Genomic DNA, 19,553 nt, shown 5'->3' with positions numbered 1-19,553 from the left:
TGGATGTCATTTACATAAATGTCAATTAAAATCGCCGATAAGCCGCGCCGCCGACGGCGCTCGCCCGAGGAAGCCCGCCGCGAAGCCTTGGCGTCAGCGCGCGACCTCCTGCTGTCTGGCGGACCGAACGCCGTGACCCTGGCTGCGGTCGCGGGAGAAATAGGCGTCACCCACGCCAACCTGATCCACCATTTCGGCTCCGCCGCCGGACTGCAGTCGGCGCTCATGGGCTCGATGGTCGCCGATCTCAGCAACGCCTTGGACGCCGCAGTCGCCCGGCTTCGGACAGATGAAGGCGCTCCATTGGAGCTCATCAACGCCGTCTTCGACGCTTTTTCGACCGGCGGCGCAGGCCGACTGGCGGCCTGGATCGCATTGTCTGGCGACCTGTCTCACCTCGAACCCGTTCGAGAGGCCGTTCAGAATTTGGTTGTCGCCATCCAGGAAAAGATCGGCCTGGGCGGCGATCGATCAGACGAGATCATCGGCTCGGCCGTTCTCTTCATTGCGCTCAGCGCATTCGGCGAAGCGCTGATCGGCGACCCTTTACGGGAGATGCTGGGTCAATCGGACGATGCCAGCCGCCGCGTCGTGGCCAGCTTGCTGCCTGCCTTCCTCACCATGCACCCACGCACGTGAGATCAAAAGAAAGCCCGACGCAATGAGCATCGGGCCGAAAGTCGTTTGGTGATGGTGGGTGTCCTCGAAGAAAGAAGACCGCCTCTTGATCAACTGGTTTGGTTAATGCCGCATTAACGACGATCAGGCCTGAAATTCATGCGCCTGCATCAGGAAACCAGGTCGTCTGGCGCGCAGCGCCTGACAACTGGCGTGTGACCCGCCACCCCTCTCCTGCGCGCTCGACCCGATCAGGGGGCGCGCCAGGGCCCGGATAGCGGAATATCCGTCCCTCCACCTCGATATCGCTCGCGCGATCTCCCACAGCAGGAACGACAACGCTCCAACGACCATGCGAATCCGCCACGCCCTGGGCCGTTCCTCCTCCGGCTTGGACCGCGACTTTTCGGCCAGGGTCAGCGCGGCCCGAGGCGATCAGACCGCGACCGTCGCCGTCCAAAGCGTCCAAGGTCGGTCCTGGCGTCAGGCGCAGGCTGGCGCCGCCGTCGGTCAACAAGGCGGCCAGACGCCCGCCTTCCCCGACCACCAGCAGACGTTGCGGTCCCGGCGTCGTCGCCTGCCCGATCTGGATCTCAGGCGTCAGAATCTGCCCGACCGCCGCAGGACCGACATGCAGCTCGAATCGCCCCTGCGCATCCGCGGCGGCGGCCACGGCAGAACCATCAGCGCCGCTGAGGATCACGCGCGCGCCCGGCGCGGCTTCTCCCCGCACCAAGACGCCTCCAGACGCCTGGGACAACACGCTGGTGATGCGCGGCGTCGCCATCCAGTCGCCATCCTGGACTTCGGCCGTATCGGCTTCCACATCGCTCTTGGGAGCGCCGCACGCCGAAAGCGCCGTCGCCAATCCCAGCGCCAGGCTCAAACTCAGTCGCAGGCCGATCCTTCGTTCCATCCTGTCCCGCATCGCTATAAGGCTGTGTGTCCAGATAGACGGCTCCGTTCGCTTGGCCCAGCCCCTTCAACCCGGCCCGCTTGGCGCTCCCCGCCTGTCTTCACTTGCCGCCCGAGGTCACCAAAGGTTCCATGTCCCTGCCCTCCGTCAACATCGCCCCGTTCGAGGGCCAATCCGTCTGCCTGTTCTGCGGCTCTTCCGACGGGACCGACCCGCGCTACATCCAGGCGGCCGCGGAGTTCGGCAAGGCTGTAGCCGAGGCGGGTTGGCGCTTCGTCTATGGCGGCGGCGGCGTGGGCCTGATGGGCGCCTCGGCCCGCGCAGCGCATGAAGCCGGCGGCCGCGTCGTCGGCATCATGCCCGCCTTCCTGCGCAGCCGTGAGCGCCTGTTCGACGATGTGGAGACGATCGTCGTCACCTCCATGCACGAGCGCAAGCAACTGATGTACGACGAATCCGACGTCTTCGTCGTCGCGCCCGGCGGCGTCGGCACGCTGGAAGAGGTCGTGGAGCTGCTGTCGTGGAAGCGGCTGGACCTGCACGCCAAACCCGTCATCTTCCTGAATCTAGACGGTTTCTGGGACGGCTTCTTCACCCTGATCGAACATACGGTCGAAAAGGGCATGACGCCGGCCAGCTTCCTGGAGGCCTATGTCAGCGTCGATTCGGTCGAGGGCGCGATCGAAGCCATGAAATCAGCTCAGGACACGCCCCACTTGCAACATGATCGTCGGTAAGTAAACGTGCGTCAGTAACGCCAGTCCGTCAGGCGAGAAGCTGGATTGACAGTTTTCTTAAAAAACGGCCTATGGCGATGCTGGGCGTGCGCCCCACCCTTATCGGAGACTGTTCATGCGTGCTCTTCTCGCCGCCGTCGCCCTGTTCGCGGCCGCCCCTGCCTTCGCCCAGACCCCGGCCACCAGCGCCACCCTGGCTGACGCCGCCAAGGCCCCGACCGGCCGTGTGATCGTCGACGGCGCCGCCTGGCGCTGCGAAGGCGACGCCTGCACCGCCACCGGCGGCTCCAACCAGCCCGCGTCGCGCGCCTGCCGCCGCGTGGTCGCCAAGCTGGGTCCGGTGACCAGCTTTTCCTACAAGGGCCAGGCCCTGAGCGCAGAAGAGATCGCCGCCTGCAACGCGGGCTGATCCAGCTTCAACCCTGAACGAAAAAGGCCGCCTTCACGACGAAGGCGGCCTTTCTTCTATCCCTTGGACGGACCCGTCAGGCGGTTTCGCCCTTCAGGCGCTGGATAATGCGTTCGCGCCCGATCAGCGGGATCATGGCCGCCATGTCCGGTCCGTGCGCCTGGCCCGTCAGGATCAGACGGAGCGGCATGAACAGACCCTTGCCCTTGGCGCCGGTCTTGTCCTTCACCGCCAAGGTCCAGGCCGACCAGACGTCGGCGTCAATGGTTTCGGGCAGCAGTTCCAGAGCCGCGGCGGCGAAGGCGGCGTCCTCGATCACCGGCGTCACCGGACCCGTGACGATCTTCGCCATCTCAACAACATCGCCGAACTTGCTGAGGTTGCCCTTCACCGTGTTCCAGAAGGTCTCGCCCAGATCGACGCCCAGGGCTTCCAGGCGCGGCTTGGCGGCGGCGTAGTCGATGGCGTGCACCGCCTGTGCGTTCAGGCGATCCAGATCAGCCGTGTCGTAGCGGGCGGGCGAACGCCCCATCTTGGAGAAGGCGAAGGCCTCGCCCAAATCCTGAAGCGAAGCGGCGACTTCCAGATTGTCCGAGGTACCGATCTTGCCCAGGTGGCTGGTGATGGCGATCGGCTCATAGCCGTCGGCGCGCATGTCCATGATGGCCAGCGAACCCAGACGCTTGGACAGGGCCGTGCCGTCGGCGCCGACCAGCAGCGGCATGTGAGCGAATCCGGGAACCTTGGCCCCCAGCGCCTCGAATATCTCAATCTGGGCGCCGGTGTTGGTGACGTGGTCCTCGCCCCGGATGATGTGGGTGATCTCCATGTCGATGTCGTCGACGACCGACGGCAGCGTATAGAGGAACAGCCCGTCCTCGCGGATCAGAACCGGGTCGGACATGGAGGCGGTGTCCACCTCGGCATGACCGCGCGCCAGGTCTTCCCAGGCGACGCGCTTGCCTTCCAGCTTGAAACGCCAGTGCGGACGGCGGCCCTCGGCCTCCAGCGCGGCCTTTTCAGCATCTGTCAGGGACAAGGCGGCGCGGTCATAGATGGGCGGCAGGCCGCGCGACAGCTGCACCTTGCGGCGGCGGTCCAGTTCGTCGGCGGTTTCATAGCAGGGATAGAGGCGGCCATCGGCCTTCAAGCGGGCGGCGGCCTCTTCATAGCGGTCGAACCGCTTGGACTGGTTGTAGCGTTCGTCCCAGGTCAGGCCGAGCCACTTCAGGTCGATCTCGATGTTGTCTTCCGACTCCTGGGTCGAACGGACCAGGTCGGTGTCGTCGATGCGCAGCACAAAGGCGCCGCCCTGCCCCTTGGCGAACAGCCAGTTCACCAGAGCCGTGCGGACATTGCCGACGTGCAGCTTACCCGTGGGAGACGGAGCGAAACGAACCTTGACGGACATGAGGATCCTGCGAGCCTGAAAGCGAAGGCGGCCGGGCGGCCCGCCGCGAACCATGATGATCCGGGCAGAGCGTCCAGTCTCTGAAAACGTCGAAAAGGCGTCGCACCTGTGCAGGCGCGACGCCGTTCCGATAAGCGTCTAGGTCGATCACGTCCCCTTCGAAGTCAAGAGAAACGCGACCGGAACTCCAGATCAGTTCTGCGCCGGCTTCTGGTCCAGAATCTCGATCAGCGACCAGCGGGTGGAAGACGCATCGGCCGGGGGATTGGCGACCGGCGTACCGCGAACGCGCAGGCGGTATTCCACGCCCAGCTTATGCTCGAACCCTTCGTAGCCGAAATAGTGCAGCTCCCAGGGCGCGCTCTCGGTCTCACGCACCTGTAGACAGGTCGTCCGCGCCACGCCCGCCGTGCAGGGGCGCACTTCAGAGGCCACATAGACAACCTTCTCTACGACGCCGCCCTGGCCCGCAGGACGCGTGGGGTCGACTGCAGATGTCTGGGCGCAGGCCCCAAGCGCCAACAAAGCGACAGCCGAAAGAGAGGCGAACGTACGGGTCATGAAACATCCTTGCATAGATTAAGAGCAACGACGGCAGATCAACGCCGTCGCAGCGCAGAATGGCTCAAGCTTGGAGCAAACCCGAACTTTTCGTCATTTGACGAAAGTTTGCATCGCTTCAGTCGTCGCGGTGGACCCGCTCACGACGTTCATGCCGCTCCTGAGCCTCCACTGACAAGGTCGCCGTCGGGCGAGCCTCCAGACGACCCAGCCCGATCGGCTCGCCGGTATCCTCACAGTAGCCGTAGGTGCCGTCCTCGATTCGGCGCAGCGCGTCATCGATCTTGGAGATCAGCTTGCGTTGCCGGTCGCGAGTCCGAAGCTCCAGCGCGCGATCGGATTCCGATGAGGCCCGATCCACCAAGTCAGGATGGTTCTCGGTCTCGGCTTTCAGATTGGTGACAGTGCCCTTCGACTCGCGAAGAATGTCGTCTTTCCAGGACAAAAGCTTTTTCTTGAAATAGGCGACCTGCCGTTCGTTCATGAACGGTTCGTCGTCGGTCGGCCGATAAACAGCCGTATCCCCGGACGCTTCAGAGGCCAATGCGGTCATCGCACTCACACTCGTTCTCTATCGCGCCCCCCTGCGGCGCATGGGCCGTATAGGCAAGCGCAAGAGTCGCGGCAATGGCGTTCGCGAGTCCGTGATATGGCTAAGCTGCGCTTCCGCAGGGACAGTGTGACGAATTATCCTCACAAAGCCCCGGGAATCGGGGGTTCAGCCGAAGTTTCAACGCCTTCAGGAGCGCGATCGACTCATTTCCGCTTTCGCCAATTCTACCGAAGCGCGCAGATCGATCTGGTCCAGCACAGCCTTCAGGCCCGGCTCATGCTCTTCATCGCGCTCTTCGCGCAGGTCGCGGGCCAAACGCCCAAGGGCTGTCGCCCCGTCCTGACCGCCCAACAGCGCCAGCTTCAGCTCGTCCAGTCGGTCCAGCATACCCGAGCCCCGGCGAATGGCGCGACGGCGGCGCTCAGTCGGGTCTTCCACGCCCTGCAACGCCATCAGAGCAGCAGCGCTCGCGACGCCTGACGCGGATGAGGTCGCGCCGGCCTGAGCCGCAGAGACCGCGCCTCCGGCCGTCGGCAAGGCGAAGCCGCCCGCGCCACGCGCAGCGGGTCGCGCAGCCGGCGTCGAAGCGGCGCCCAAGGGTCCGGTGACCTTCATACAAGACGTCTCCTTCTACGTTTCGCATCCTGCACTCGGGGGGCTGAAGTCTTGGTTAACAGCCCGGCAAAACCTGCCGTCAACCACCGGGTCGAAAATCGACCGATATTGAATTCACTCGTATTTTCTTCTGGCACGATCCTCGCATGGTTAATGACGAACGCTCACGCAGGGACGTCTGTCGTATGCAGAAGTTGCTTACCGCCCTTATCGGCCCGGCCATCGCGGCCCTGGTTCTCGTCGCCCAGCCGGGCGTGGCCGAGGCCCAGTCGCGCATCAAGGACATCGTCTCCATCGAGGGCGTCCGCTCGAACCAGCTGGTCGGCTACGGCCTGGTGGTCGGCTTGAACGGCACCGGCGACAGCGTCCGCAACTCGCCCTTCACCCGCCAGTCGCTGGAAGGGATGATGGAGCGCCAGGGCGTCAACATCCGCGGCGCCAACCTGAACACCAAGAACGTGGCCGCCGTCATGGTCACGGCCGAGCTGCCGCCCTTCGCCACGCCTGGCTCACGGCTGGACGTCAGCGTTTCGGCCATGGGCGACGCCAAGAGCCTGCTGGGCGGCACGCTGCTGGTGACGGCGTTGCAGGGCGCGGACGCCGAAATCTACGCCGTGGCGCAAGGATCGGTGCAGACGGGCGCCGTCTCGGCCTCGGGCGCATCGGGGTCTTCGATTACACGGGGCGTGCCGACCGCGGGCCGCATCGCCTCGGGCGGGGTGGTGGAGCGTGAGACGGGCTTCGACCTCGGCTCCATGCCTTCGGTGCGCCTGACCCTGCGAAACCCGGACTTCACCACGGCCCAGCGCATCGCCGCCGCCATCAACCAGACCTACCCCCAGACCGCCTTCGCCGAGAACGGCACCGTGGTCGCCATCCGCGCGCCGCAGAACTTCGGCATGGCCGGCTTCCTCAGCCGGGTCGAGAACCTGCCGGTCCAGATCGACTCCCCGGCCAAGGTCATTATCGACGAGGTTAACGGCGTCATCGTCATGGGCGAGGCCGTGCGCATATCCACCGTCGCCGTGGCGCAGGGCAATCTGACCGTCTCGGTGCAGGAGACGCCCCTGGTCAGCCAGCCCGAGCCCTTCAGCCGCGGCGGCCAGACGGTGGTCGTGCCCCAGTCCGACATCAGCATTTCGGAAGAGACCGGCCGTCAGATGCGGATCGTGGGCGGCTCGACCTCCTTGTCCACCCTGGTCAACGGCCTGAACGCCCTGGGCGTCAGCCCGCGCGACATGATCAGCATCCTGCAGGCCATCAAGGCCGCCGGCGCCCTGCAGGCCGAAATCGAGGTGATCTGATGAGCCCCCTCGCCGCCTCCCCCGATCTGCAGCGCGCCAACCTTCCAGCCGACGCATCTCCGTCAAAGGATCGCGAAGCCATGCGACGCACGGCCGAAGCCTTCGAGGCCAGCTTCCTGTCGCAGATGATGAAGCCCATGTTCGAGGGCCTGAGCACCGAAGCGCCCTTCGGCGGCGGCGCGGGCGAAGCCGCCTGGCGCGGCTTTCTGGTCGACGCCATGGCCCAACAGACGGTGAAGGCCGGCGGCGTCGGCCTGGCCGACAGCGTTCTGGCCCAGATGATCAAGATGCAGGAGCAAGGCGCATGACCGCCGACGTCGAAACCGCCGCCCTGCGCGTACAGCACCTGACGCGCCTGACCCGCGACCTGACCGAGCGGCTGTCGTTGGAAATGGAGGCTCTGCGCGCCCACCGCGCCCAGGATCTGAACGAGGGCATGACCCAGACGCAGGAGATGGCCAACCTCTATCGTCGCGAGTCGGCGCAGGTGAAAGCCAATCCCGCCGCCATCGCCATCGCCCCGGAGGCTGACCGCCGCGCCCTGATCGAGGCGACCGAGGCCTTTGAAACGGTGCTGGCTGAACACGCCGTCACCGTGGAAGCGGCGCGCCAGGTTTCCGAAGGTCTGGTCCGCACCATCGCGGCCGAGGTGGCGGGCGCCCGCGCGCAGGGCGTGGGTTACGGCGCTTCGGGCCAGGCCATGCAAGGCGACGGGCGGGCCGTAGCCTTGAATCGCACCGCCTGACCCCAGCCGTCGCTATTCCTTAACAGCCTGCGTCTTATGGCTTCGGCATGAACCTGACCCCGCGCCTCCTGGGCCTGGCCTTCGCCGCTGCCGACGCCCTGATCGAAGTCGATCAGCACGGCGTGGTGCGCTTCGCCCTGGGTTCCGGCGCCGTCGCGGGCCAACAGACGGCCGCCTGGGTCGGCCATCCCCTCAGCGATCGCCTGTCGATCAACAGTGCAGCCGTTCTTCAGAACCTGCTGGCAGAGCTGCGTCCCGGCCAGCGCAGCCCGGCTGCCGAAGTCCTGGTCGACTGCGGCGACGGCCGCATGCGTCGAGCCACCCTGCGCGCCTTCGCCCTGCCTGACATCGCTCCGGCGCAATCCTGCGCCCTGTCCTATGAAGGCGAGCCCTTCGTCGTCGAGGACGCGCCCCTGCCCGCCGGCGCCCCGACCAGAGACGCCGAGGGCTTCCTCAATCATGCCCGCGCCAGTTTAGCAGGCGGCGAGGCCGGCGCCCTGCAGCGGTTAGCGCTGGCCTTCATCGACGTGAACGGCCTGCAGGGCGTCGATCCCGCCACGCTGGAACGCGTCCACAGCCGCATCGGCGCCTCTCTGAACGCCGCCTCGCACGACGGCGCCAGCGCGGGTCAGCTGACGTCAGATCGCTACGCCCTGATCCGCAGCCTGGACGATACGCGCGACCTTGCGGCGGAAATGCAGAAGGCCGGTCAGGCCGAGGGTCTGGCCCTGTCCGCCGTCGCGACGCAGAGCGCTCTAGGCGGCGACGCGGCCTCGGCCCTGCGCGCCATGCGGTTCGCCATCGAGGGTTGCCTGAAGGACGGCGGGCTGGATCAGCCCGAATTGTCCTTCGCCGATTCCCTGCAACGCACGCTGAAGGACGCCGATCGTTTCCGCAGCATCGTGCGCGACCGCGAGTTCGCCCTCTATTATCAGCCCATCGTCGACCTGAAGACGCGGGCGGTGCACCATTTCGAAGCCCTGGCCCGCTTCGGCAAAGGATCAGGCCCCGCCGCCGCCATCCGCATGGCCGAGGAACTGGCCCTGATCGACGGCTTCGACCTGGCCGTGGCGGAGAAGGCGGTGCGCCGCCTGCGCGAGCCGGGCGGCGGCCTGCTGAAGATCGCCGTCAACGTCTCGGGCGCTTCCCTGGCCAGCGACGCCTATGTAGCCGCCCTGTTGAAGATGACCGCCTCGGCGCCCGACGACCGACGTCGCCTGATGGTCGAGGTGACGGAGACCGCCGCCCTGGCCGATTTGGCCGCCGCCGACCGGCGCCTAGGCGCCCTGCGCAACGCCGGGATCAAGGTCTGCATCGACGATTTCGGCGCAGGTTCGGCCTCCTTCGACTATCTGCGCGGCCTGTCGGTGGATGCGGTGAAGATCGACGGCGCCCTGGTGCGGGATATCGACATCGACGCCCGCACGCGCACCCTGATCGCCCATCTGGTCGAGCTGTGCGGCTCGCTGGAGCTGGAGACTATCGCCGAGATGATCGAGACGGATCAGGTCGCCGACGCCCTGCACGATCTAGGGGTCACTCACGGTCAGGGCTGGCTGTTCGGCCGGGCCGAGCCAGAGCCGCGCACCATCCTGAACACCCCCGCCATCCGCGGCCGCCGTCAAGGCGTGGTCGAAGGCTGGAGTTGACCATCCTTCAGCACGATCGTCCGTTTGACGCCCAGATTTTCCAGAAAATCAGCGTCATGGCTGACCACGACCAAGGCGCCGTCATAGCCTGACAGGGCGGCCTCGACCGCCTCGACGGAATCGATATCCAGATGGTTGGTGGGTTCGTCCAGCACCAGCAGCTGCGGCGGCTCCGCGCCCGTCATGATGCAAGCCAGCGCCGCGCGCAGACGCTCTCCGCCCGACAGTTCGCCCACACGTCGGTCCGCCTGCACATTGCGGAACAGAAAGCGCGCCAGAGCCGCACGCGCGGCGTTCGGCGCGCCCTGCGGGTTCAACCTCAGCCAGGCGTCCACCAGGGTTTCGTCGGACTTCAGCATGGCCGCCTGTTGATCCAGCAGAGCCGCGCGGACCGGCCGCTCGACCGTCCCCGACGAAGGCTCTGACAAGCCGGCGATCAGTTTCAGGAGCGTCGTCTTGCCCGCCCCGTTAGGACCGATCACAGCGACACGCTCCGGCCCGGTCAGGCGCAGCGAAAGCGGCCCCAGCAAGCGGCGTCCGTCATTGACCGTCACGACCGCATCACTCAGGTTCAGCACCGTGCGCCCGCCAGGCAGGCCCGTCGACGGCATGGCCAGGGCCATCTGGCGCACGCGTTCGACACGCTCGCGCGCCTCGGCCAATTCCGCCTCGACCGCCTGACGCTTGCGCTCGGCCAGGCGCTGGCCGCGCGCGCCGCTCTCCTCGGCCCGCTGGGCCTGAGCGTCGAGCAATATCTTCGGATCAGAGCTGTTGGCGCGCGCCGATTTGCCCGCACGGTCGCGCCGAGCCTGACGCTCCTGCGCCGCCTGATTTTCGCGCTGCACGCGGCCGATGGCGCGCTCGGCCTGCTCCAGATCGCGTTCGGCGGCGGCTCGTTCAGCGTCGCGGCGCTCGACATACAGCTCCCAGCCGCCGCCATGCACCCGCGCGCCCAGACTGGACAGTTCCACGATGCGATCCACGCGGCGCAGCAAGGCGCGGTCGTGGCTGACCAACACCACCCCGCCCGGCCAGTCGGCCACCACATCGGCGATCATGGCGCGGGCCTCAGCGTCCAGATGGTTGGTCGGCTCGTCCAGCACCAGCAGGTCCGGCGCCGCCAGCTTCAACCCCGCCAGTCGCAGGCGCGTCTGTTCGCCGCCGCTCAAGTCCGCCGTGCGGCGATCCAGCGCCAGATCGGCCAGACCGACCTCGGCCAGAGCCGCCTGCATCCGCTCTTCCAGCGTCCAGTCCGCCTCGGCCATGTCGTCCAGCGAGCCTTCGCCCGCCAGCACGCGATGCAGGACGGCCAGAGGCTCGGCCACGCCCAGCGTATCCGCCACAGTCTCGTCATCAGCCGGAGTCTGGGCCTGCGCCAGCCAGCCGACGGTTCCGGCGCGCGAGATCGCGCCCTCAGCGGGTTCAGCCAGACCGGCGACAAGGCGCAGCAGCGTGGTCTTGCCCACGCCGTTGCGGCCCACGACGGCCGTGCGTTCGCGCCCGAAGGCGAGCGTCAGATTGTCGAAGAGGCCTCTACCGTCAGGCGTGCGGGCCGCGACGCTGTTGAGCGTCACGAGTGCGGATGCGGATCGGTTTGGGCTTGGGTTGAGCGAGAACATAGGCGAACACGAGCAGCGGCACGGAAAGGGCGAAACCGATTTCCAGGGTGCTGATCATGATCGTCACGCCTCCTCACTGATGCGTTGGCTGAGTGAAGGATGGGGACGGACGTTTCGTAACGCAACCCCCAATTTGCGGCGCAGCTTTCGCAATGCAGCGGCGGGACGCCTTGGACAATCGGCGTCATGGCCTTCCGCGACGCCGCTTCCTATCTTGCTGATATGAGCACGCCCGACCGCCCCGTCGCCTTTCGCATCGACCGTCCCGTGCCGGACCGGGCCGAGGCCGCCGCCCGTCGCGAAGCCGCCGTCGCCCGCATCCGCGCCGAAACGGGCATCGACGAGACCATGATCGACGCCCTGGTCGAAGGTTTCTACGCCAAGGTGCGCGAGGATGATTTCATCGGCCCGATCTTCGCCGCCCGCATCGACGACTGGGGCCCGCATCTGGAGCAGATGAAGCTGTTCTGGTCGTCCGTCGCCCTGTCGACCGGCGTCTATCAGGGGCGGCCCATGCCCAAACACCTGCCCCTGCCGATCGACGCGCGTCATTTCGATCACTGGCTAGGCTTGTTCGAGGCGACCGCCCGCGAACTATGCCCGCCCGTCGCCGCCGAACATTTCATCGTCCGCGCCCGCCGCATCGCCGAAAGCCTTGAGCTGGGCGTCGCCAACGCCCACGGCGTCCTGGTCGGCCCCGGCGAACGCTATCGCCGCCCAGAAACGCCGTGGGTGCCTGAAGCAGACTAGAAGTTCTCATATTGTTCTTGCTGTTTCCAGCGAATTGATCCCCATATAGCGTCGTCGCCCCGGACCGTTTTCGGGGTCTTCCGCGTTCCCGGATTCCATGACCGAAAAGCACAACTTCATCCGCGTTCGCGGCGCCCGCGAGCACAACCTCAAGGGCGTGGATCTCGACATTCCGCGCGAGCAGCTGGTGGTCATGACCGGCCTGTCGGGGTCGGGCAAATCCTCGCTGGCGTTCGACACCATCTACGCCGAGGGTCAGCGTCGCTATGTCGAGAGCCTGTCGGCCTATGCGCGCCAGTTCCTTGAGCTGATGGGCAAGCCGGACGTGGACCTGATCGAGGGCCTGTCTCCGGCCATCTCCATCGAACAGAAGACCACGTCGAAGAACCCGCGCTCGACCGTCGGCACCGTCACCGAGATCCACGACTATATGCGCCTGCTGTGGGCGCGCGTGGGCGTGCCCTATTCGCCCGCCACCGGCCTGCCGATCGAAAGCCAGACCGTCAGCCAGATGGTCGACAAGCTGACCGCACTGCCCGACGGCGAGCGCATCCTGCTGCTGGCGCCGGTCGTTCGCGGCCGCAAGGGCGAGTACAAGAAGGAAATGGCCGAGTGGCAGCGTCAGGGCTTCCAGCGGCTGAAGATCGACGGCGAATTCTACGCCATCGAGGATGCGCCCGCGCTCGACAAGAAGTTCAAGCACGACATCGATATCGTCGTGGACCGCATTGTAACCAAAGAAGGCCTTGAAGGCCGCTACGCCGACAGCATTCAGACCGCACTGGGTCTGGCCGACGGCATCGCCACGGCGGAATGGGCGAATGCGCCTGAAGGCGAAGAGCCGCGCCGGATCGTCTTTTCCGAGAAGTTCGCCTGCCCCGTCTCGGGCTTCACCATCAGCGAGATCGAGCCGCGACTGTTCTCGTTCAACAACCCCTTCGGCGCCTGCGCGGCCTGTGACGGTCTGGGGGTCAAGCTGGCCTTCGACGCCGATCTGGTGATCCCGGACCGCGACAAGACCCTGCACAAAGGCGCAGTGGCGCCGTGGGCGCGCGGTCCGTCACCTCTCTATACGCAGACGCTGCAATCGCTGGCCCTGCACTACGGCTTCTCGATGGACAAGGCGTGGCGCGACCTGCCGGAGAAGGCGCAGAGCGTCATCCTGCGCGGCTCGGGCGGCGACAAGATCAAGTTTGTCTATGACGACAACGCCCGCAAATACGAGGTCTCCAAGCCGTTCGAGGGCGTGCTGCCGAACCTGGAGCGCCGCTGGCGCGAGACCGACAGCGCCTGGGTGCGCGAGGAGTTGGGCCGCTATCAGTCCGAAACTCCGTGCGAGGTCTGCGGCGGCAAGCGCCTGAAGCCCGAGGCCCTGGCGGTCAAGGTCGGCGGCGAGGACATCGCCGACATCTCCAACCTGTCCATCTCCAAGGCCTTCTTGTGGTTCTCAACCCTGGAAGACGGCCTGACCGAAAAGCAGATCGAGATCGCCCGACGCATCCTGAAGGAGATCACCGACCGCTTACGTTTCCTGAACAACGTCGGGCTGGACTATCTGAACCTGTCGCGCAGTTCCGGCACCCTGTCGGGCGGCGAGAGCCAGCGCATCCGGCTGGCGTCGCAGATCGGCTCAGGCCTGACCGGCGTGCTGTATGTGCTGGACGAACCGTCCATCGGCCTGCACCAGCGCGACAACACCCGTCTGCTGGACAGCCTGAAAGGCCTGCGCGACCTGGGGAACTCCGTGCTGGTGGTCGAGCACGATGAAGAAGCCATCCTGACGGCCGACTACGTCATCGACATGGGTCCGGCCGCCGGCGTCCACGGCGGCACGGTCTGCGCCGAAGGCACGCCCGCACAGGTCATGGCCAACCCCAACTCCCTGACCGGCCAATACCTGACCGGCGCGCGAGAGATCGAGCTGCCGCCCGAAGGCCGCCGCCCGATCGATCGCAAGCGGATGTTGAAAATCTCGGGCGCCACGGGCAACAACTTGAAGAACGTCACGGGCGAGATCCCGGTCGGCGTCTTCACCTGCATCACCGGCGTGTCGGGCGGCGGCAAGTCGACCTTCACCATCGAGACCCTGTACAAGGCCGCCGCACGGCGCCTGAACAATGCGTCGGACGCGCCCGCTCCGTTCGACCGGATCGAGGGGCTGGAGCATTTCGACAAAGTCATCGACATCGACCAGTCGCCCATCGGCCGCACCCCGCGCTCGAACCCCGCCACCTACACCGGCGCCTTCGGCCCGATCCGCGACTGGTATGCGGGCCTGCCCGAGGCCAAGGCGCGCGGCTACGGCCCCGGCCGCTTCAGCTTCAACGTCAAGGGCGGCCGCTGCGAGGCCTGTCAAGGCGACGGCGTCATCAAGATCGAGATGCACTTCCTGCCCGACGTCTACGTCACCTGCGACGTCTGCAAGGGCAAGCGCTACAACCGCGAAACGCTGGAAATCGTCTTCAAGGGCAAGAGCATATCCGACGTTCTGGACATGACGGTTGAAGAGGCGGCGCGCTTCTTCACCGCCGTGCCCTCGATCCGCGACAAGATGCTGACGCTGGAGCGCGTGGGTCTGGGCTACGTCAAGGTCGGCCAACCCGCCACCACCCTGTCCGGCGGCGAGGCCCAGCGGGTCAAGCTGTCGAAGGAGCTGTCGAAGCGGGCGACCGGCAAGACGCTCTACATCCTCGACGAGCCGACGACCGGCCTGCACTTCGAGGACACGCGCAAGCTGCTGGAGGTGCTGCAGGAGCTGGTCGAGAACGGCAACACCATCGTCGTGATCGAGCACAACCTCGACGTCATCAAGGTGGCCGACCACCTGCTGGACTTCGGCCCCGAAGGCGGCGACGGCGGAGGAGAGATCGTCGCCGTCGGCACGCCGGAACAGGTCGCGGCGAACCCCGCCAGTTGGACCGGCCGCTACCTCAAGGAGGTGCTGGACCGGCACGAGGAACGCCGCCGCATCGCCGCCCTGACCGCCGAACCCGCGCCCGCCAAGCGCGCCAAAGCCCGGAAGAGCGCCTGACCCAAAAAGAACGCCGCGCCCCTTTCGGAGCGCGGCGTTTTCATTTCCGCCGACGCCGTCGGATCAGACGCGCGGCACGCCCTTGATGCCCAGATAGGCGGCCGAGAACGGCGCATAGATGATGGCCGCCTGGGCCGCCGACAGCAGGGCGTTGACCACGCCCCACACCAGCAGCGCCGGCCAGAACTTCACGAGCAGCGTGGCGATATTGGTCGTCTCAGCCCCCGCCAAGCTCTCCAGACCGCCGAAGATCAGATTCAGCGGCGCAATGACGATGGAGCCCAAAAGCCCCACCAGCATCGACATGACGCCTGCCAGCACCGCCATGCCGAGCAGCGGCCAGAAGCGGCCCTTGGTCATGGCCCAGCTTTCCTTGATGGCGATCTTCTGCTCCGCAAAGGTCATCGGCGCGACCAGGCTGAGACGCACGGCCAGCCAGACGGCAACCGCCGCGCCGCCGAGCCCCGCCAGCACCGCCGGCAGGATCAGGAAGGGCGCGCCCATGCTGGCCGCCAGCCCCACGAAGACGCTCACCAGCGCCGTTCCCCCCATCACGACGCCGAACATCAGCAGCGCCACGAGCAGCGTAGCCCCCAGGATACGCAACTCATCGCGGCCCAGGCGCAGATAGCCGAACCGCTTTTCCTCGGGCCGGATGACGGAACGCGCCACCGCCGCCGTCAGCACGGCGCTGAACAGAAGCGACAGCGGCAGAGCCAGCCCCATCATGGCGCCATAGGCCTGCCCCAAGCTGGTGAGGTCGCTCATAGACGGTTCGGCGCTCTGCTCGATCTGCTCGGCCATGTTGATGATGTTGATCAGGCTGCCGCCCGCCACAGCGAAGAAGACCGCGAAGAAGACAATATAGGCCGCGGCCCAGGCCAGAAGGGCCATCGGCGCCCGACGGGCCAGACGGAAGCCCTCAAAGGCGGATTCGGTGGCGTTGAAACTCATGCTGGCTCCTCGATTCTCGCTCAGCTTAACGCAGCTGCGCCGGTTTCGTCCTGTTTCTGCGTCGCCAGCATCTGCCGACAGGCCGACACGCCGGGCGCGATCCAGATGGCGACAATGATTCCGTAGTAGATCGCGATCATCACAAAGGCCGCAACGCCCACAGCCACGGCCACGCCGAGATTGAAGTCAGGAACCCCGCCCTGTGCGCTCTCGACCCATGCCGCCAACTGGGGCCAGAAGGGAATGCTGACGCCCAGCGCGATCAATCCGGCTACGACCAGAAACAGCACATGGATTACGAGGGTGATGGCGATGGTCGCCGCGAACAGGCCCAGCAGAACGCCGACTCGTCCCTTCGTCATCTTCCACCCCGACACGAAGGCGAAGTCCTGCGAAGCGATGCTCAGCGGCATGATCATAGATGTCCGAAGAGCCGCCCAGACAATGCCCACGATCCCCGCCAGTCCCACCGCCACGCCCATGATCACGGCCGCCGTTTCAGACACCATCCAGAAGGCCGCCCCAAAGGCGAAAGCCAGCAGAACAACGACCAGCATCACGCCATAGCAGCCTGCCATGACGGCCAGGCCGGCCACGGCCACCCTCGCCTCGTCCATGCCGACGCGAAGATCGAAAAAGCGACCCGGCGCGCGCTCGGGCCACAGCACGGCGCGGCAAATGGCGGCGATGATCAGCACATAGCCGACCAGTTGCACCACATTGATCAGCATGGACCAGGCCTGCATCCGCATCATGGCTGCGAGCGCCTGCGGGCTGGGGTCCGCATCCTCGGCCATCGCTTCGGGACCGATGGTCATGAACAGGTCGATCATGACAATGACGGACAGCATGACGGGCAAGGCCAGGATGACGCCCCAGGCCAGTACATCGCCAGGGCGGCGCCGGATCAGGTGAAAACCGTCCGACAGCGCCTCATCAATCTGGAATCCATGGGTCATGAACAGCCTCCGTCGCCGCTTATAAGGACCAACGGCGCCCTCCGACAGCCTTGACCGCACGCCGCTGCATGACAGGCGACGTCCACGAGGCTATTAGGCCGCCATGTCGAACGCGTCTTCCACTCCCCGCCCCGTCCACGTCATCGGCGGAGGCCTCGCCGGATCCGAAGCGACCTGGCAGATCGCCCAGGCGGGCGTGCCCGTCATCCTGCACGAAATGCGCCGGGACGAGCCGGAGCAGGTGCGGACCGACGCCCACCACACCACGGGCCTGGCCGAGCTGGTCTGCTCCAACTCCTTCCGGTCGGACGATTGGGAATACAACGCCGTGGGCCTGCTGCACGCCGAGATGCGGGCGCTGGACAGCCTGATCATGGCCTCGGGCGACGCCAATCAGGTGCCGGCGGGCGGCGCCCTGGCGGTCGACCGCATCGGCTTTTCGAATGCTGTCACGGCCAAGCTGGAAGCCCACCCCCTCGTGACCATCGTGCGTGAAGAGATCGCGGGCATTCCGCCGGAAGAGTGGGATAACGTCATCGTCGCCACCGGCCCGCTGACCTCGCCCGCCCTGGCCGACGCCATTCTGAAGGCCACGGGCGAGGAATCGCTCAGCTTCTTCGACGCCATCGCGCCGATCCTGCACGCCGACAGCATCGACTTCGACGTGGCCTGGCGCCAGTCGCGCTATGACAAGGAGGGCCCCGGCGGCGACAAGGCGGCCTACGTCAACTGCCCGATGGACAAGGCCCAGTATGAAGCCTTCATCGACGCCCTTCTGGACGGCCCCAAGGCCGACTTCAAGGAATGGGAGAACGTCCCCTATTTCGACGGCTGCCTGCCGATCGAGGTCATGGCTGAGCGCGGCCGCGAGACCCTGCGCCACGGCCCGATGAAGCCGGTCGGCCTGACCAATCAGCACAACCCGACGGTCAAGCCCTACGCCATCGTCCAACTGCGTCAGGACAATGCGCTGGGCACCCTGTTCAACATGGTCGGCTTCCAGACCAAGCTGAAGTACGGCGCCCAGACCGACGTCTTCCGCATGATCCCCGGTCTGGAGAACGCCCAGTTCGCGCGCCTGGGGGGCCTGCACCGCAACACCTTCCTGAACAGCCCCAAGCTGCTGGACAAGCAGATGCGGCTGAAGGCCATTCCACGCCTGCGCTTCGCCGGCCAGGTGACCGGGGTCGAGGGCTATGTCGAGAGCGCGGCCATGGGCCTGCTGACCGGCCGTCTGGCCGCCGCCCAGGCGCTGGGCCGCGACCTGGCCCCGCCGCCGCCGGAAACGGCCATGGGCGCCCTGGTCGAACACATCACCGGCGGCCACCTTGAAGGCTCCAAGTTCCAGCCGATGAACATCAACTACGGCCTGCTGCCGCCGCTGGAGGCGCCCAAGATCGATGAGGACGGCAAGCGCATCCATCCCAAGGAACGCGGCCGCGCCAAGAAGCGGCTGCAGAGCATCCGCGCCATGGATGCGCTCAAGGCCTGGCGGGACGCCGCAGCCTAGCGCAGCTTCGCGCCGCCGGGTTTGAAGGCCAGGGTCATCGCCGCCATGGCGACGAGGCCCAGCCCCATCAGCATCCAGGCCTGACTCAGGTCTGACAGGCGGTCGCGCAGAAGCCCGGCCGCCAGCGGCGACAGGCTGGCGATGATGTAGCCGCCGCCCTGAACGAAGGCGAGCAGGTCGCCTGAGCGCACCGGGTCGTCGATCTGATCCATGGCCAGGATCAGGGTCAGCGGAAACACCGCCCCGATACCCAACCCCAGCAGCAGCATGATCGGAACCGCCAGGCTGACCGGCGTCAGCACCAGTCCGGCCAGCCCAACCAGCGCCAGAGCCACCGCCGTCAGCATCGGTCCGCGCCGGTCGGGAAAACGCGCGATGAACAGGGACACCAGCACGCCCGCCGCGACCTCGGCTCCCGTCATGCCGCTGAGCAGAAAGCCCGCCGTCGCGCGCGTCTGCCCCATGTCGACGTAATAGGGCGGCAACCAGGCCAGGACGAGCGTATAGGCCGAGGTGCCCAGCCCCAGGATCGGGACCAACGCCCAGGCCCTGGGCTGCTTCCAGAACGGAACCTCGGGGTGGGCTCCTTCGGCTATGGCCGCGCGGTTCGGCTCTTCAGCCGCCGGGGCGCGCGAGGCGACGATCCAGACGACCGCCGCCAGAAACGCCGGGACCGCCCACAACGCTAGGGCTCCAGCCCAGCCGACCGCCTCGGCCAGTCCCGCCGCCGTCGCCGCCGCCACGGCGGCGCCGCCCATGATGCCGGTCGTATAGACGCCCATGACCGTGCCGAAGCACATCGGAAAGGCCCGTTTGATGACCACGGGCGCCAGGGCCTGAATCAGGGCCACCCCGACGCCGACCACCACGGCGCTGGCGATCAGACCAGCTGTCCCGTCAAAGACCGCACGCGCCAGACAGGCCAAGCCGATCAGGACGGCGCCTAACAGGACGCCCTTGCGCTCGCCCAGCCGTCGCCGCAGCGGACGGATCGACAAGGTGCCGACGCCGATCATCGCCACCGGCAAGGTGGTCAGCAAACTGGCCGTGGTCGAACCCATGCCGGTCGCCGCTTCGATCAGATCCAGCAGAGGCCCGACCGCCGCCATCGCCGGGCGCAGGTTCAGCGCCAGGGCGAAGATGGCCGCGATCAACAGCAGACCCGCGCCGCGCGAAGGTTGCGGGGCGTTCGACTGATCCATCCGAGGTGAC

The 19,553-nt window shown here is 66.5% G+C and carries 20 protein-coding genes; 10 read left to right on the top strand and 10 right to left on the bottom strand.

What is annotated here, in order from left to right; genetic code table 11:
- Positions 1-18: 18 nt before the first annotated feature.
- Entirely contained in the window at positions 19-639 is a 621-nt protein-coding gene (locus B3D50_RS08160) for a TetR/AcrR family transcriptional regulator (protein ID WP_286950662.1), read from the top strand.
- A 136-nt stretch (positions 640-775) separates the two neighbouring features.
- Here the strand turns inward: B3D50_RS08160 and B3D50_RS08155 are convergent, their stop codons facing one another.
- Positions 776-1,534, bottom strand: a complete 759-nt coding sequence (locus B3D50_RS08155) for a hypothetical protein (RefSeq protein ID WP_286950660.1) — start codon at positions 1,532-1,534, stop codon at positions 776-778.
- Between the two features lie 131 nt (positions 1,535-1,665).
- Between B3D50_RS08155 and B3D50_RS08150 the strand changes: the two genes are divergently transcribed.
- Together B3D50_RS08150 and B3D50_RS08145 are read left to right on the top strand one after the other, a co-directional pair.
- Positions 1,666-2,271 carry a TIGR00730 family Rossman fold protein gene (locus tag B3D50_RS08150; RefSeq protein ID WP_076222622.1) on the top strand — a complete coding sequence of 202 codons (606 nt, stop codon included), beginning with the start codon at positions 1,666-1,668 and terminating at the stop codon, positions 2,269-2,271.
- Between the two features lie 115 nt (positions 2,272-2,386).
- Positions 2,387-2,680 (top strand): CC_3452 family protein, encoded by a 294-nt coding sequence (locus B3D50_RS08145; RefSeq protein WP_286950657.1) that lies wholly within the window; start codon positions 2,387-2,389, stop codon positions 2,678-2,680.
- A 76-nt stretch (positions 2,681-2,756) separates the two neighbouring features.
- Here B3D50_RS08145 and gltX read toward each other — a convergent pair whose 3' ends face one another.
- The 4 genes from gltX to B3D50_RS08125 form a co-directional block, all read right to left on the bottom strand.
- Positions 2,757-4,091 (bottom strand): glutamate--tRNA ligase, encoded by a 1,335-nt coding sequence (gltX, locus tag B3D50_RS08140; RefSeq protein ID WP_286950656.1) that lies wholly within the window; start codon positions 4,089-4,091, stop codon positions 2,757-2,759.
- A gap of 192 nt (positions 4,092-4,283) precedes the next feature.
- Positions 4,284-4,652, bottom strand: a complete 369-nt coding sequence (locus tag B3D50_RS08135; RefSeq protein ID WP_286950655.1) for a DUF4377 domain-containing protein — start codon at positions 4,650-4,652, stop codon at positions 4,284-4,286.
- Between the two features lie 118 nt (positions 4,653-4,770).
- Complete coding sequence (dksA, locus tag B3D50_RS08130) at positions 4,771-5,205, bottom strand: RNA polymerase-binding protein DksA (RefSeq protein WP_286951130.1); 435 nt, start codon at positions 5,203-5,205, stop codon at positions 4,771-4,773.
- Between the two features lie 186 nt (positions 5,206-5,391).
- Positions 5,392-5,820, bottom strand: a complete 429-nt coding sequence (locus tag B3D50_RS08125) for a flagellar assembly protein FliX (RefSeq protein ID WP_286950654.1) — start codon at positions 5,818-5,820, stop codon at positions 5,392-5,394.
- Between the two features lie 185 nt (positions 5,821-6,005).
- Between B3D50_RS08125 and B3D50_RS08120 the strand changes: the two genes are divergently transcribed.
- Genes B3D50_RS08120 through B3D50_RS08105 form a run of 4 tightly spaced genes read left to right on the top strand, consistent with a single transcriptional unit; the run spans position 6,006 to position 9,518 of the window.
- Positions 6,006-7,124: a flagellar basal body P-ring protein FlgI gene (locus tag B3D50_RS08120; protein ID WP_286950653.1), complete on the top strand. Its 1,119-nt coding sequence runs from the start codon at positions 6,006-6,008 to the stop codon at positions 7,122-7,124.
- On the top strand, positions 7,124-7,432 hold the full coding sequence (locus B3D50_RS08115) for a rod-binding protein (RefSeq protein ID WP_286950651.1): 309 nt from the start codon (positions 7,124-7,126) through the stop codon (positions 7,430-7,432). The genes B3D50_RS08120 and B3D50_RS08115 overlap by 1 nt, the downstream gene beginning before the upstream one ends.
- Positions 7,429-7,869, top strand: a complete 441-nt coding sequence (locus B3D50_RS08110; RefSeq protein WP_046654081.1) for a hypothetical protein — start codon at positions 7,429-7,431, stop codon at positions 7,867-7,869. The genes B3D50_RS08115 and B3D50_RS08110 overlap by 4 nt, the downstream gene beginning before the upstream one ends.
- A 47-nt stretch (positions 7,870-7,916) precedes the next feature.
- The gene (locus tag B3D50_RS08105; protein WP_286950649.1) at positions 7,917-9,518 is read left to right on the top strand and encodes an EAL domain-containing protein; all 1,602 of its coding nucleotides are present in this window, start codon (positions 7,917-7,919) and stop codon (positions 9,516-9,518) included.
- Here B3D50_RS08105 and B3D50_RS08100 read toward each other — a convergent pair.
- On the bottom strand, positions 9,491-11,092 hold the full coding sequence (locus B3D50_RS08100; protein ID WP_286950648.1) for an ABC-F family ATP-binding cassette domain-containing protein: 1,602 nt from the start codon (positions 11,090-11,092) through the stop codon (positions 9,491-9,493). The genes B3D50_RS08105 and B3D50_RS08100 overlap by 28 nt on opposite strands.
- Positions 11,058-11,195 carry a hypothetical protein gene (locus B3D50_RS08095; RefSeq protein WP_286950646.1) on the bottom strand — a complete coding sequence of 46 codons (138 nt, stop codon included), beginning with the start codon at positions 11,193-11,195 and terminating at the stop codon, positions 11,058-11,060. The genes B3D50_RS08100 and B3D50_RS08095 overlap by 35 nt, the downstream gene beginning before the upstream one ends.
- A 128-nt stretch (positions 11,196-11,323) precedes the next feature.
- Between B3D50_RS08095 and B3D50_RS08090 the strand changes: the two genes are divergently transcribed.
- Complete coding sequence (locus B3D50_RS08090; protein ID WP_286950645.1) at positions 11,324-11,887, top strand: group III truncated hemoglobin; 564 nt, start codon at positions 11,324-11,326, stop codon at positions 11,885-11,887.
- 97 nt (positions 11,888-11,984) lie between these two features.
- Positions 11,985-14,918, top strand: coding sequence for an excinuclease ABC subunit UvrA (gene uvrA, locus B3D50_RS08085; protein ID WP_286950644.1), 2,934 nt, complete (start codon positions 11,985-11,987; stop codon positions 14,916-14,918).
- Positions 14,919-14,981: 63 nt separating this feature from the next.
- Here the strand turns inward: uvrA and B3D50_RS08080 are convergent, their stop codons facing one another.
- A complete protein-coding gene (locus B3D50_RS08080) occupies positions 14,982-15,872 on the bottom strand; it encodes a hypothetical protein (protein ID WP_286950643.1) in 891 nt (296 codons plus the stop codon).
- 20 nt (positions 15,873-15,892) lie between these two features.
- Positions 15,893-16,831 (bottom strand): hypothetical protein, encoded by a 939-nt coding sequence (locus tag B3D50_RS08075; protein WP_286950642.1) that lies wholly within the window; start codon positions 16,829-16,831, stop codon positions 15,893-15,895.
- A 103-nt stretch (positions 16,832-16,934) separates the two neighbouring features.
- Between B3D50_RS08075 and trmFO the strand changes: the two genes are divergently transcribed.
- Positions 16,935-18,341 (top strand): methylenetetrahydrofolate--tRNA-(uracil(54)-C(5))-methyltransferase (FADH(2)-oxidizing) TrmFO, encoded by a 1,407-nt coding sequence (gene trmFO, locus B3D50_RS08070; protein ID WP_286950641.1) that lies wholly within the window; start codon positions 16,935-16,937, stop codon positions 18,339-18,341.
- On the opposite strand, the gene B3D50_RS08065 is transcribed toward trmFO, so the two are convergent.
- Positions 18,338-19,543, bottom strand: coding sequence for an MFS transporter (locus tag B3D50_RS08065; protein ID WP_286950638.1), 1,206 nt, complete (start codon positions 19,541-19,543; stop codon positions 18,338-18,340). The genes trmFO and B3D50_RS08065 overlap by 4 nt on opposite strands.
- Between the last annotated feature and the right edge of the window lie 10 nt (positions 19,544-19,553).

The organism is Brevundimonas sp. UBA7507 (assembly GCF_002478355.1).
Classification (GTDB): Bacteria; Pseudomonadota; Alphaproteobacteria; order Caulobacterales; family Caulobacteraceae; genus Brevundimonas; species Brevundimonas diminuta_D.
Note: the sequence above shows the minus strand (reverse complement) of the source record. Positions and strands in the feature narration are given on the sequence as shown.